Below are 12905 nucleotides of genomic sequence, written 5' to 3'. Positions count from 1 at the left end.
GTCGGATTCGATGTCATCCGGTAGGAGGGTTTCGAGTAGTCGACTACGCATGATTCCGCAGCACCCGAGCGTGATGCTTCATTCGAAGCTGTTTCCGGCTCAGCAAAGGATCCGTCATGGCCGACCTGGACTCCCTGTCGACCCGCGAGGTCTGCGGAACGATGGCTGTGCACCACAAACTGCTGTTGCAGAGCCCCAGTTACACCGACATCCACGTCGAGTTCCGGCAGCCTCGCCTACGTCGCCGGCCTGTCGACCGCAGAACGGGAGCTCATCCGGAGCGTCGTCAACCTGGACATGATCGCCTCGCTCAATGCCCCGCAGCCCACCGTTCTTCTCGCCGGCGCGAGCCTGTCGCAGCACCTGATCGACGAACTTGCCCGGGCCGCCGCGACCTACACGACGCCGGCTGTGCAGACCAGCCTGCATCCGCTCAACAGCGATCACGTGCCGTTCCTCGAGAAGTGCATCCCCGCGGTGCTGACCATCGAAGGAGCCGACAGCACGAACGCGAACATCCATAGTGCGCGCGACACGCTCGATTCCATCGACTACGACCTCGCACTCGAGATCCTGCGCATGAACGTTGCTGCTACAGCACGCCTGCTGGGATCGGCATAGACGTGGATGAGGGGTTCCGGCCGGTGCGTCGCATCGGCCGGAACTCCTCGCTCGAGTACGGTCACGATCTGTGCAGCCACACTCCGGCGCTGCCGAACCCGATGATGTCGGCGCGACCGTCACCTGTGGTGTCCGCCAGGAACCGCGGATGCTGGTCGACCCGCCACCCACCGGCGTCGTAACCGAAGTTGGTGACGATCAATCCGGGCGCGTCGAACCCGCCGTTGCCCAGTGCCCGCGACACGTAGACGCCGGCATTGCCGAATCCGACGATGTCCGCCCGGCCGTCCCCGGTGGTGTCGGCCAGGAACCGCGGGTGCCGATCGATCCGCCATCCTCCGGCGCTGTAGGCGAAGTTGTCGACGACGCGCGTGACCGGCCCGTACGTCCCATCGGCTCGCGCCAGGGAGACATACACGCCCGCCTCGCCGAATCCGACGATGTCGGCCCGGCCGTCCCCGGTCGTGTCCGCGAGGAACCGTAGATGCCGCTCCACGCGCCATCCACCCGCGTTGTATCCGAAGTCGTCGACGACGCGCGTGACCGGCCCGAACGACCCGTCCGCCTGTGCCCGGGACACGTACACCCCCGCATCACCGAAACCGACGATGTCCGCACGACCGTCACCCGTGGTGTCGGCCAGGAACCGCGGATGCCGCTCCACCCGCCAACCACCCGCGACGTACCCGAAATCGGCGACCACCCGGGTCACCGGCCCGAACGACCCATCGGCCTGCGCTCGAGACACATACACCCCCGCATCACCGAAACCGACGATGTCCGCACGACCGTCACCCGTGGTGTCGGCCAGGAACCGCGGATGCCGCTCCACCCGCCAGCCACCGGCCTGGTACGCGAAGTCCTTGACGACGAGGCGCGGTGTCTCGAAGCGTCCGTTGGGCTGAGCGCGCGACACGTACACACCGGCATCACCGAATCCGACGATGTCGGCCCGGCGGTTGCCCGTGGTGTCGGCGAGGAACCGCGGATGCCGATCGGTGCGCCACGATCCGGCGTTGTACCCGAAATTGTTGACGGCGAGCTGCGGCGCCCATCCGAGGTGCCCGGGAGTGAAGCCGCAGACGGTGAACGTGTTGCCCTTCATCAGGCACGGGACGCCACCTTCGGCCGCGCAGTTCTCGCAGTTGCCGTTGGCGAGTCCGTATCGTCCGAAGGCACCGCCGCACGTGCATCTGCTGTCCGCGTACTCGTCCGGGCAGCCGAAGATGTGCCCGGTCTCGTGCGCGAACACCCGGTCGATGTTGTCCGGGCCCCAGCCGTCGTTGTTGTAGTCCATGACGACCCGTGGCGCACCCGCGTACGCGAAGTGACCGAGTGGATACTTCGTGAAGAAGGCGCAGTAGGTCCAGCGGGTTCCGTAACGGCTGCGGATGTCCTCGACATAAGCACCCACGCCGTTCCAGTCGGCACTGTATCCCAGCGCGCCCATCGCCGGATCACGCCAGTGCGCCTCGAGGTCGGCGGCGGACGGATCCGCCGGCACACTCAGGTTCACGTTCTGGATGTCGTACGAGAAGGAAATGCCCGCCAAGGGGTTTGCGGTGGCGAGCCAACCCAGACCGTTCTGGACCTCGGCGACCACCTTCACCACCTCGGCCTCGGAGAAGCTCAATGCCGCAGTCGGTCCCTGAACGATGACGATGCCGACCGCCACCGACCCCTCGAGATAGGAACTCGTCGGTCCCGCTTCCTGCTGACTGTCGCGCTCTGCCACCTGGGGCGGGACGGGCACAACCGACGTGCAATCCCCCATGTCCCACTCTTGACCGTCGCGGGGTCGGTTCTCCTTCGCACGACGGTAGTCGGCGGATTGGCGCAGCCGTTGCGCCGCGAGGCCCAGTGTCTCGACCTCGGTGGGGTCGTCGACGAGGTCCCGCATGTCTCCGATCTCCGGGACGGATTCCTCCGCGGACTCCCCCGGAGCGGCAAGGATGGCCATCCGCCCGTAGCGGTGGATCGTTCGTTCCTGTGCCTCGTCGCTCGGATCGGCTGCGCGTACGTCGTCTGCACGCACGACGCGTTCCGTGATGTTCAGGTCGCCGGCCATGTCATGCTCCTGATGTCGAAAATGGTGTGCAAACCGGTCCGGTAAGTCACCGGCCGGGGATATCCGGCGGTTCGAACCCGGGAGTGTCCCAGTTCGAGCCCTCGCCGGGGCGCGTCTTCGGCGCGCATCGGGCGACCCAGGCGTCCACGAACAACTGTTCCTCGGGCGACAAACCGAGTGGTTCCCTGTCGGGGGCGGTGCCGTAGACACCGAGGATTCTTCGAATGTTCTCCCTCGCATCGGGATCCGTGAGGACGAGGAGCAGCCGTGGCCGGAGCAATTGGGTCACCGGGGCCGCTGCCTCGATGCCGGCAAGGGCCGCCTCGGCCTGCGCGGAGGCAAGGACGACCAGGTGCTCTCGGGGTGTTTCCACCATGGATGTCTCCCCGTCCTCCGAGGTGCCCCCTCGTTGCGGATTCGTGGCGTCGTGCGAGCAGGCCGTCACCGACACCAGGACTACGACCGACAACACCGCCAGGACGACGGAGGCCTTGCGCATCGGGTACCGACTCACGGTGCGGTGGCCAACCCCGCGCCCGCATCGGTCTGCGGCAACGGCAGCACCTCGGCCCCGTCGACCAGCGTCTTCCAGAGTTCCTTCCCGGTCTTCGCTGTGCTCTGCACGATGAGCGCCGCCAATCCGGCCACGTGCGGCGTGGCCATGGACGTGCCGCTGATCGTGTTGTAGCGGTCCGGCATCGGCCACGACGAGTACACATCGACACCGGGTGCGGCGATGTCGATCGCGCCGCCCGGGACCACGGTGGCCCTGGCCGAGAACGCCGCCATCCTCAGGTCGGACGCCAGTGCCGCGACCGCCATGATCGACGGCGAGTTCGCGGGACTTCCGACGAATCCGGGGTCCGCCGGCCGACGAGCGTTGTTTCCCGCAGCAGCGATGATCAGCGTCCCGGCGGCCAGTGCGCGCTGGCCGACGGCCTCGTAGGCCATCACCGGTTGAGGAACGTTGGCGCCCAGCGACATCGAGACGACCTGGCATCCGTTGGCCAACGCCCACTCGATCCCGGCAAGGATCGTGGAGTCGGACCCACTGCCCTGATTGCTCAGCACCTTCCCGACGAAGATCGACGCCTTCGGCGCGACGCCGTAACCCCGCGCGTTCGGTAGATTCCTCGGTCCACAGGACGTGCCGACACAGTGGGTGCCGTGCCCGTTTCCGTCCTGGACCGCCTGGCCTGCAATGAACGATTTGCTGATGATCGTCCGGCCCGCGAAGTCGGGATGGTTCAGGTCGAATCCGGTGTCGAGCACGGCCACTCGAACACCGGAGCCGTCGAACTGCGACGCGAGCGCACGGGTGGCCTGCAGACCCCAGGTGTGCCTGCGGCCGTCCGCCAGATGTGTCTCCATGGCGAGTGGTGCCGCCAGGGTATGGATGACATGTTCGGGTTCCACGGCCACGATCGCCGGATCCTGCCGCGCGACTTCCTCGAGCGATTCGACCTGCGACCCGTCGACCGCGGCGACAGCCACCCCGAGTCGTTCGAAGATGGTCGCGTCGGCGGATTCGAGTTCGTCGGCGGGTACCGCTTCCGGTCCCGTCTCGTCGCTGGACGCGATCGAGGTCACGCCGCCGATCGATTCGAGTGCGGCCACCCGTTCCTCATGGGTGCTGTCCTCGGTGAAAGTGATGATCTGCCGGCCCGTGGTCTCGGCTTCGACGGGGCCGTCGACATCGTCCGTCATCATGATGGTTTCCTCTGATCCGAAGGGTGACAAGAGATGCGGGAGAACCCCGCGGGATCAGTATGGGAACCGGCCGATACCGGCGCCTGCGTAGACGACTACCCCATTTCGACGGGGTGGGCCGCGCCGGCCGTGCGTAGCCGTTCTCGATTTCGGTGTTCCCGACCGCGCTCAGCGATGTCGGAAACACCGAAGATTGCGTGCGCTCAACGTTTCAGGTGTTGCAGCCGTTCGTGTTCCGACAGTCCACCCCACACTCCGTGCGGTTCGCCGCTGAGCATCGCGTGGGTGCGGCACTCGACCAGCACCGGGCAGTTCGCGCAGATGCGTTTCGCGACGACCTCGCGCCGCCTGCGGATGCTCGGTGGCTCGCCCTCCGGGGCGAAGAAGAAGTACTCGTCAGAGGTCCGGCAGTTGGCATGCTGTTGCCATCCGAGTCGTGGCCGGACACGCTCGGTCAGCACGGTCATCCGATCATCACCACCTCCAGGGTGCGGGGGCCGTGCACGCCCTCGACGCGTTCGAGTTCGATGTCCGACGTCGCGGACGGTCCACTGATCATGGTGATAGGCCGTTCCGGGACGAGCCGGGCCAGCGCTTCGGGCACTCCCACCTCGACGTCGCTCATCGCCACGACGCACACGTGCAGGTCGGGCACCAGCGTGAGCGCGCGTCGCCCCTGGTCGGGGCTGCCGTCGAGGAAGATCGTGCCCGTCTCGGCGCAGGTGACGGCCGAAGCGGTGACGACCCCGTCGAGATCACCGAGGTCGGCTGCGGGCCGGTCGATGGAGTCGACCACCACCTCGTCACCGAATTCCGCCAGCCACGACCGATCCAGGCCCTCCGGGATCCCGACGCGGCGCACCCCACGAGCCGTGAGGATCTTCGCCAGCACAACATGCAGATCCTCCGGTGTGCTTTCGTGCACGTGGGCCTTGTAGTCGACCAGCCGGTCGACCAGCAGCTCACGGCGTTCGGCGTCCGGCAGGGTGCGTCCGAGACGGTAGTCACGCGGTACCTCGACCGGTGTCGGCGGTGCCAGAGTCTGCGCCGAACGGATCCGGCCGAGAATCGCGTCGCGGCTGCTCATCGCTGCTGTCCTTCCTCGCGTGCCTTCGCGAGTGCGGCACGTCCTTCGTCGGAGGCCCACCATTGCCGGAAGGTCTGTTTCGGCGGGGCCGGCATGTCGCGAGCGTCGGTCCAGCCGGCGAGCGGACCGGGCAGATTGGTGATTCTCCCCTTCTTGCCGGCGAGGACGCGGCCGAGTCCGGCGGCCTTCTGCGCGGCCGTCCAGCGTCGAGAGGACGACATGGCCAGCGACGCGGCCTTCATCGCCGCGGCCTCGGGTCCGAAGCGGGCGTGTTCGACCTTCTGGTGGCGCAGTTCCACCAGCAACGAGGGGATGTCGATCTTGACGGGACAGGCGTCGTAGCAGGCACCGCACAGGCTCGATGCGAACGGCAGGCTGGCGTTGGGGTCGTCGGGTTGGTCCATCCCGGCCAACTGCGGGCTGAGGACGGCGCCGATCGGGCCCGGATAGGTCGAGCCGTAGGCGTGGCCTCCCGTGCGCTCGTAGACCGGGCACACGTTCAGGCACGCCGAGCACCGGATGCAGTGCAGCGCTTCGCGTCCGATATCGTCGGCGAGCGCGGCGGTGCGGCCGTTGTCGAGCAGCACGAGGTGGAATTCCTGCGGGCCGTCGCCGGGGGTGACACCGGTCCACATCGAGGTGTAGGGGTTCATGCGCTCCCCAGTCGACGAGCGCGGCAGCAGCTGCAGGAACACCTCGAGGTCGCGGAAGGTGGGCAGCAGCTTCTCGATGCCCATGACGGTGATGAGTGTCTGCGGCAGCGTCAGGCACATGCGGCCGTTGCCCTCGGATTCGACGACGACGAGGGTGCCGGTCTCGGCGATGCCGAAGTTCGCGCCCGACACCGCCACCGGCACCGTCATGAACTTGTGTCGCAGGAACTTTCGTGCCGCGGCGGCGAGATGGCGGGGGTTGTCGTCGAGGTCGGGGTCGACGTCCGGCATCTCACGTAGGAAGATCTCGCGGATCTCGGCGCGGTTGCGGTGGATGGCGGGCACGAGGATGTGCGAGGGCTTGTCGTGGCCGAGTTGGACGATGAGCTCGGCGAGGTCGGTCTCGTAGGCCGCGATCCCCTGTTCCTCGAGGTACTCGTTGAGCCCGATCTCCTGGGTGGCCATCGATTTGACCTTGATGACCTCGTCGGATCCCGTCTTCCGGATCAGCTCGGTGACGATGGCGTTGGCCTCGGCGGCGTCGGCCGCCCAGTGCACCACGCCGCCCCGCGCGGTCACCGCCTCCTCGAGCTGGGTGAGCAGTTCCGGGAGGCGGTTGAGCACGTCGGTCTTGATGGCGGCGCCGGCGTCGCGCAGTTGTTCCCAGTCGGGCAGTTCCCCGGTGACGTTCAGTCGCTTGGCGCGGATGGTGTGGGTGGCCTTGCCGATGTTGCGCCGCAACTGGGGGTTCGCGAGTTCCTGGTGCGCCGCGTCGGGAAACGCTTTGATACCGCGCAGATTTCCGGATCCTCGTGGCGGGACGACGGGCATACCGAGTGCGGTCACGCGGGCACTCCCTTGGGGGCGACGGCCGGTTCCACGGAGGCGAGGATCTCGGCGAGGTGGATGGTGCGGGTACCGGTGCGCAGTCGTGTGAGACCGCCACCTATGTGCATCAGGCACGACGAGTCGCCGGCGCTGCAGTATTCGGCGCCGGTGGCGGCGACATTGCTCAGCTTGTCGGCGAGCATCGCGGTGGAGGTCTCGGCGTTCTTGATCGCGAAGGTGCCGCCGAAGCCGCAGCACGAGTCGGCCTCGGGCAGTTCGACGAGGTCGATCTCGCGCACGGCACGCAACAGCTGGAGCGGCTTCTCCCCCACCCGCAGCATCCGCAACGAGTGGCAGGTGGGGTGATAGGTCACCCGGTGAGGGAAATACGCACCGACGTCGGTGACGCCGAGGACGTCGACGAGGAATTCGGACAACTCGTACGTCTTGGCCTTGACGGTGTCGACCCGCCCGCACAACGACGCGGAACCGTAACGGGAGGCGACGATTTCGTGCTGGTGACGGACGGATCCGACGCACGATCCGGAAGGGGCGACGACGGCGTCGATGCTGCTGTCGTCGAAGGCGTCGACGTAGTTCTCGACGAGCGGCAGCGCGTCGGGTTGGTAGCCGGTGTTGACGTGCATCTGGCCGCAGCAGGTCTGGCGTTCGGGGAAGACGACGTCGTGCCCGAGCCGGGTGAGGAGCAGGGCGGTGGCCGAAACGGCCTTCGGGAACATCGTGTCGCCGAGGCACGTCGCGAACAGGGCGATTCGCATGGAGATCTCCGCATCGGGGGTGTGGTCTGACCACATTGAACCACACGTTCCGGAGATCCGCCGCACATTTTCGGACAGTGACCGCAAATTCCGTCACGGGTCGACTGTGACGCGGACCATGGTGTACTTTCACGTGGTCTGACCACATCGGTCGAAATCAGATCCGCCGCCAACAGCGGCGCAACCACAGGAGTTTCGTGTGGCAACCCGGATATCGGCGGTGACATTCACACCCGCCACTGACGCCATCGCAGGCAGCCTCACCGCATCGGCTCTCGTGGGCCTTGCGCCGCTGCTGACCTTCTTCGTCCTGCTCGCCGGCTTCAAACTCAAGGCCTGGTATTCCGGACTCGGCGCCCTCGTCGTCGCTCTCGTCGTCGCGATCATCGGCTTCGACATGCCCGCGCCGCTGGCCGGCCTGTCCGCCCTGCAGGGTATTACCTTCGGGCTCTTCCCGGTGATGTGGATCGTGATCACTGCGATCTGGTTCTACGAACTCACCGTCGTCAGCGGCCGGTTCGAGGATCTGCGGCGCATCTTCAACTCGATCGGTCACGGCGACATGCGGATCCAGGCGATGCTCATCGCCTTCTGCTTCGGCGGCATGCTCGAAGCACTCGCCGGATTCGGCGCGCCCGTCGCTATCACCGGCGCCATGCTCGTCACCCTCGGCATGCCCGCCCTGCGGGCCGCGGTCACGGTCCTGATCGCCAACACCGCACCGGTCGCCTTCGGCGCCATGGCCATCCCGATCACCACCGCCGGCGCCCTGACCGACATCCCCGCCACCGAGATCGCCGCCGTCGTCGGCCGTCAGACACCGATCCTGGCTCTCTTCGTGCCGTTGTTGCTGCTCTTCCTCGTCGACGGTCGTCGCGGTGTCCGGCAGGCCTGGCCGATCGCACTGGTCACCGGCACGACCTTCGCGCTCGCCCAGTTCTGGTGCTCGAGCCACTTCTCGTACGAACTCACCGATGTCGTCGCCTCGCTCGCCGGTCTCACCGCCGCCGTACTGATGCTGCAGCTCTGGAAGCCGCGGACCCCCGAGGGCCAGCTCTCGCGCACCCGCACCGATACCATCGCGGTCCAGGCCGGCAAGGAGGGCCCCGGAGCCGCTCGTGCTCCGCAGCGTCCCGTCGCCGACGAGTCGCTGACCACCTCGCGCGTCGTCATGGCCCTGTTCCCGTACCTGCTGGTCATCACCGTGTTCGGTATTGCGAAGCTGTGGACCGTCGGTGTCGATCTGCCGGAGCGTCTCGCCGCCACCGATGTCAAGATCGAGTGGCCCGGCCTGTACGGCAATCTGCTCACAGGCAACGGCGACGCGTCGAGCAGCGCGGTCTACACCTTCTCGTGGTTGTCGTCGCCGGGAACACTGCTGCTGCTCAGCGGCGCGATCGTCACCCTCGTCTACGCGCGGTGGGACAGCGGCGGCATGTTCCCGCTGACCGTCCGCCAGGCCGTGGCCACCTTCGGCACCACCGTCGTGCGGATGAAGCTCGCCATCGCCACGGTGGCCACCGTCCTGGGCCTGAGCTACGTGATGAACCAGTCCGGCCAGACCGTCGCGATCGGCACGTGGCTCGCCGGCACCGGCGCGATCTTCGCCCTGTTCTCCCCGATCCTCGGCTGGCTCGGCACCGCCGTCACCGGCTCGGACACATCCGCCAACGCCCTGTTCGCCCGCCTGCAGCAGGCCGCCGGGCAGACCGCCGGCATCGACCCGACCCTGCTGGTCGCGGCGAACACCTCCGGTGGTGTGGTCGGCAAGCTGATCAGCCCGCAGAACCTCACCATCGCCGCCACCGCCGTCGATCAGCCGGGCAGCGAATCGGTGTTGTTGCGCAAGGTGATCGGCTACAGCGTCGCGATGCTCGTCATCCTCTGTGTGCTGGTCTACCTGCAGTCCACGCTGGTGTTGTCCTGGATGCTCCCCTGATCCGGAATCGACTAGGCTCTGAAGTCATGTCGTCGTCCGAGGGTCGTGCGTGGGAGCAGGTACTGAACCACTTGGAGCAGATGCTGGTCTCGGGAGAACTCGGCCCGGGCCAGCGTCTGCCCCCGGAGCGCACGCTCGCCGCACAACTCGGCGTCGGCCGGTCTTCGGTTCGTGAGGCACTGCGGGTGATGGAGGCCCTCGGGCTGCTCAGCACCCACACGGGGTCCGGGCCGAACGCCGGCGCGATGATCGTCTCGCGACCCACCGGCGGGATGTCTATGCTCATGCGTCTGCAGGTCGCGGCGCAGAACTTCCCGGTCTCCGACATCGTCCGCACACGTCTGGTACTCGAGACGGAAGTGATGCAGACGCTGGCCAACCGGACCCCGGCACCGGAACTCACCCCGGCCGAGGAACTGCTGGACGCGATGGACGATCCGGAGTTGGCTGCACCCGAGTTCCTCGTTCTCGACGCCCAGTTCCATGTCGCGATGGCCGACGCGGCGGGCAACCTCGTCGTCGCGGCGATGATGGCCGGTCTGCGCGACTCCATCGAGAGCTACGTCCTCGCGGGCGCACCACACACCGATTGGCCCGCGACCTGCGTGCGGCTGCGTCACGAGCACCGCGGTCTCGTCGACGCGGTCCGCGCCGGCGATGCCACGCTCGCCCGCAAGCGCATCGTCGAGCACATCCGCGGTTACTATGCTCAGAGTTTCGGCGCCGACGCGTTCTGACGCCCTGTCCGAGCGATGTCCACCGAAGGGTCTGTGACCGGTTCGGGGACGCGTGCGGATCGTCGGCGATCGACCAGCACCGCGAATATCACGATGAGCAGCAGCGACCAGCCCAGTGTCGGGCGCATGTACTCGGCGTACCGGCCCGCCTGCACCCATCTGCCCGAATACCATTCGTCGGCGCTGAGGAAGCCGTACACCGCCAGCCATGCCGGCCAGTTCCGCATCACGGACTGCGGCAGGACCACGCTCATGAGCAACGGGAACAGCAGCATCGAGTAGTACATCTGCCCGAGCGAACCGAGCAGAAACGATGCGGTCATCAGCACACCGGCACCGGTGACGACGAAGAACACCTCCTCGTGCCGGTGGTAGCGGTGGAGCAGATACAGCGTGGCCGCGGCGAGGAACGCGAAACCGATGCGCAACGCGAGGATCAGGGGTTCGGGCAGACCGTAATAGGTGCCGTTGCCGGTGATCGAACTGTTGAAGTAGTCGCGGGACTGCAACAGATACGGAACGGTGCGTTCGACGAACTGCCACGGATCCGCAGCCCACGGCCACGCGAGTGCGGTGAGCCCGACCGGCACCGCTGCGGCGGTCAGGAGAGTCTTGCTCTGGCGGCGCAGCACGGGAAGCAACAGCAACGGCGCGAGAATCGGTTTGATCGCGAAGGTCACCCCGATCGCGGCGCCGGCCCAGAGGTCCCGCCGCGCCAGCAACAACGTCAGGAACGCCATCTGACCGAGTAGGACCACACCGTTGATGTTGGTGAACACCAGGGTGTTGATCACCGATTCGGACGCGAAGGCGACCGCCACCGCGATCGGGAACGCCGCCGATCGTGCCATGTACCCGAACATCCGCACGACCAGGTACACGGCAACGAGGACGGCCGCCGCGTTGACCCCGATGAACGCCCATCGTGAGACTTCGTGTTCGAGGGCCGCGAACGGTGCGATCAGCAGCGAACCCGACGGCGGGTAGAGGTAGTGCGGGTCGACGTGTTCGTACGTCGCTGTGTAGACCGGTTCACGGTTCCAGAAGGCGACGGCTGCGCGGTAGACACCGGTGAAGTCGTCCGTGCGTGCACCGTCGACGGCGAGGATCACCGTGCGATGGACGACGAGCATCACGGCGACCGGCCAGAAGACGCACTTCAGCAGGGCCTGCGGTGACCGCACGGTCGGCTGGACCCACCACGGCCGACCGTCCCGACCGCGATCCGAGGTATCGATCATCGCTGATAGACGTCGGGAATCCCGTCGCCGTCCTCGTCGACCTGCTCGGCCGCCCTGATCGTGCGGTAGGCACGGTTACGGGCGACGAGAACAGTCGAGGCCAGAGCGGCGCTGAGCAACGATCCGCACAGCACGGCGACCTTCACGTGATCGGCCGCGACGGTTCCTGCACCGTAGGCGAGATCGCCGATGAGCAGGGACACCGTGAAGCCGATACCGCCGAGCAGGGACACACCCAGCACGTCCACCCAACTCAGCTCGTCGTCGAGATGTGCTCGGGTGAAGCGCGCCACCAGGTAGCTGACCCCGAAGATCCCGACGACCTTGCCGACGACCAGACCGGCGATCACCCCGGCGGAGATGGGATCGGTGAGGGCGTTCGCCAGGCCGGTGAATCCTCCGACGGTGACGCCGGCGGCGAAGAAGGCGAAGACCGGCACGGCAATACCGGCGGACAGCGGCCGGATCCGGTGTTCGACGTGCTCGGCGACCGGAATCGTGCGGTCCCCCACCTGCCGGGCGACGGGAACCGCGAAGCCGAGCAGTACACCGGCGATGGTCGCGTGCACACCGGATTCGTGGACCAGCCACCAGGTCACTGCAGCCAACGGCACCAGGAGCCACCAGGAACCGAAGCCGCGTCGGAGCGCGATGCCGAACAGCGCCAACGGGATCAGCGCCCCGCCCAGGTAGAGCAGGTTCACCTCGTCGGTGTAGAAGACCGCGATCACGCTCACGGCGAGCAGGTCGTCGACCACGGCGAGGGTGAGCAGGAACGTTCGCAGCGCCGACGGGAGATGACTACCGATGACGGCGAGAATCGCTACGGCGAACGCGATGTCGGTCGCCGTCGGGACCGCCCATCCGTTCAACGCGTCGGCGCCACCACGAAGATTGATGACGGCGAAGATCACGGCCGGGACGATCATGCCGCCCAGGGCGGCGGTCACCGGCATGGCGGCACGCCGCAGATCCCGCAGACTGCCTTCGACGAATTCCCGTTTGAGTTCGACGCCGACGACGAAGAAGAACACGGCGAGCAGGCCGTCGGCCGCCCAGGTGCCCAGGGTCAGGTCCAGGTGCCACGATGCCGGACCGATCCGGGTCTCCCGCAGGGCATGGTAGTCGTCGAAGAAAGCTGTTCCCGCCGACCAGACTTCCCGGCACACCAGGGGAGACGATACCCGACCCGGCCGCGTGATCTCACCTGTTCCGAGAGGTCTGCGCGCGGAGGACGTCGCC

At 67.0% G+C, this 12905-nt stretch carries 12 protein-coding genes; 3 read left to right on the top strand and 9 right to left on the bottom strand.

Features of this window, described 5'->3' with window-relative positions; genetic code table 11:
• The first annotated feature begins 165 nt into the window (after window positions 1-165).
• Entirely contained in the window at window positions 166-621 is a 456-nt protein-coding gene (locus C6Y44_RS13070; protein WP_159419219.1) for a M28 family peptidase, read from the top strand.
• Window positions 622-682: 61 nt separating this feature from the next.
• Here the strand turns inward: C6Y44_RS13070 and C6Y44_RS13065 are convergent, their stop codons facing one another.
• The 7 genes from C6Y44_RS13065 to C6Y44_RS13035 all read right to left on the bottom strand — a co-directional run bounded on the left by C6Y44_RS13065 (window position 683) and on the right by C6Y44_RS13035 (window position 7746).
• The gene (locus C6Y44_RS13065) at window positions 683-2689 is read right to left on the bottom strand and encodes an FG-GAP repeat domain-containing protein (protein ID WP_192378455.1); all 2007 of its coding nucleotides are present in this window, start codon (window positions 2687-2689) and stop codon (window positions 683-685) included.
• Between the two features lie 46 nt (window positions 2690-2735).
• A complete protein-coding gene (locus C6Y44_RS13060; RefSeq protein WP_159418279.1) occupies window positions 2736-3188 on the bottom strand; it encodes a hypothetical protein in 453 nt (150 codons plus the stop codon).
• A gap of 11 nt (window positions 3189-3199) precedes the next feature.
• A complete protein-coding gene (locus tag C6Y44_RS13055; protein WP_159418280.1) occupies window positions 3200-4399 on the bottom strand; it encodes a S8 family peptidase in 1200 nt (399 codons plus the stop codon).
• Between the two features lie 203 nt (window positions 4400-4602).
• Window positions 4603-4866 carry a WhiB family transcriptional regulator gene (locus tag C6Y44_RS13050; RefSeq protein ID WP_159418281.1) on the bottom strand — a complete coding sequence of 88 codons (264 nt, stop codon included), beginning with the start codon at window positions 4864-4866 and terminating at the stop codon, window positions 4603-4605.
• Window positions 4863-5486: a LutC/YkgG family protein gene (locus tag C6Y44_RS13045; protein WP_192378454.1), complete on the bottom strand. Its 624-nt coding sequence runs from the start codon at window positions 5484-5486 to the stop codon at window positions 4863-4865. The genes C6Y44_RS13050 and C6Y44_RS13045 overlap by 4 nt, the downstream gene beginning before the upstream one ends.
• Window positions 5483-6985: a LutB/LldF family L-lactate oxidation iron-sulfur protein gene (locus tag C6Y44_RS13040; protein ID WP_159418282.1), complete on the bottom strand. Its 1503-nt coding sequence runs from the start codon at window positions 6983-6985 to the stop codon at window positions 5483-5485. Before C6Y44_RS13040 ends, C6Y44_RS13045 begins: the two co-directional genes overlap by 4 nt.
• The gene (locus tag C6Y44_RS13035; protein WP_026060979.1) at window positions 6982-7746 is read right to left on the bottom strand and encodes a (Fe-S)-binding protein; all 765 of its coding nucleotides are present in this window, start codon (window positions 7744-7746) and stop codon (window positions 6982-6984) included. The genes C6Y44_RS13040 and C6Y44_RS13035 overlap by 4 nt, the downstream gene beginning before the upstream one ends.
• A gap of 220 nt (window positions 7747-7966) precedes the next feature.
• Between C6Y44_RS13035 and C6Y44_RS13030 the strand changes: the two genes are divergently transcribed.
• Window positions 7967-9685: an L-lactate permease gene (locus tag C6Y44_RS13030; RefSeq protein WP_404817748.1), complete on the top strand. Its 1719-nt coding sequence runs from the start codon at window positions 7967-7969 to the stop codon at window positions 9683-9685.
• A 26-nt stretch (window positions 9686-9711) separates the two neighbouring features.
• Window positions 9712-10422, top strand: coding sequence for a FadR/GntR family transcriptional regulator (locus tag C6Y44_RS13025; RefSeq protein ID WP_085468243.1), 711 nt, complete (start codon window positions 9712-9714; stop codon window positions 10420-10422).
• On the opposite strand, the gene C6Y44_RS13020 is transcribed toward C6Y44_RS13025, so the two are convergent.
• The gene (locus C6Y44_RS13020) at window positions 10395-11663 is read right to left on the bottom strand and encodes a glycosyltransferase family 87 protein (protein ID WP_159418284.1); all 1269 of its coding nucleotides are present in this window, start codon (window positions 11661-11663) and stop codon (window positions 10395-10397) included. The two genes, C6Y44_RS13025 and C6Y44_RS13020, sit on opposite strands and share 28 nt — an antisense overlap.
• On the bottom strand, window positions 11660-12835 hold the full coding sequence (gene nhaA / locus C6Y44_RS13015) for a Na+/H+ antiporter NhaA (protein WP_404817800.1): 1176 nt from the start codon (window positions 12833-12835) through the stop codon (window positions 11660-11662). Before nhaA ends, C6Y44_RS13020 begins: the two co-directional genes overlap by 4 nt.
• Window positions 12836-12905 lie beyond the last annotated feature (70 nt).

The organism is Rhodococcus rhodochrous (genome assembly GCF_014854695.1).
Classification (GTDB): Bacteria; Actinomycetota; Actinomycetes; order Mycobacteriales; family Mycobacteriaceae; genus Rhodococcus.
Note: the sequence above shows the minus strand (reverse complement) of the source record. Positions and strands in the feature narration are given on the sequence as shown.

Bases quoted from the DNA above. Each gene is read 5' to 3' on its own strand.
- C6Y44_RS13065 (WP_192378455.1), bottom strand. From the start codon at position 2,689: ATGGCCGGCGACCTGAACATCACGGAACGCGTCGTGCGTGCAGACGAC.
- C6Y44_RS13060 (WP_159418279.1), bottom strand. From the start codon at position 3,188: ATGCGCAAGGCCTCCGTCGTCCTGGCGGTGTTGTCGGTCGTAGTCCTG.
- C6Y44_RS13055 (WP_159418280.1), bottom strand. From the start codon at position 4,399: ATGATGACGGACGATGTCGACGGCCCCGTCGAAGCCGAGACCACGGGC.
- C6Y44_RS13050 (WP_159418281.1), bottom strand. From the start codon at position 4,866: ATGACCGTGCTGACCGAGCGTGTCCGGCCACGACTCGGATGGCAACAG.
- C6Y44_RS13045 (WP_192378454.1), bottom strand. From the start codon at position 5,486: ATGAGCAGCCGCGACGCGATTCTCGGCCGGATCCGTTCGGCGCAGACT.
- C6Y44_RS13035 (WP_026060979.1), bottom strand. From the start codon at position 7,746: ATGCGAATCGCCCTGTTCGCGACGTGCCTCGGCGACACGATGTTCCCG.
- C6Y44_RS13025 (WP_085468243.1), top strand. From the start codon at position 9,712: ATGTCGTCGTCCGAGGGTCGTGCGTGGGAGCAGGTACTGAACCACTTG.
- C6Y44_RS13020 (WP_159418284.1), bottom strand. From the start codon at position 11,663: ATGATCGATACCTCGGATCGCGGTCGGGACGGTCGGCCGTGGTGGGTC.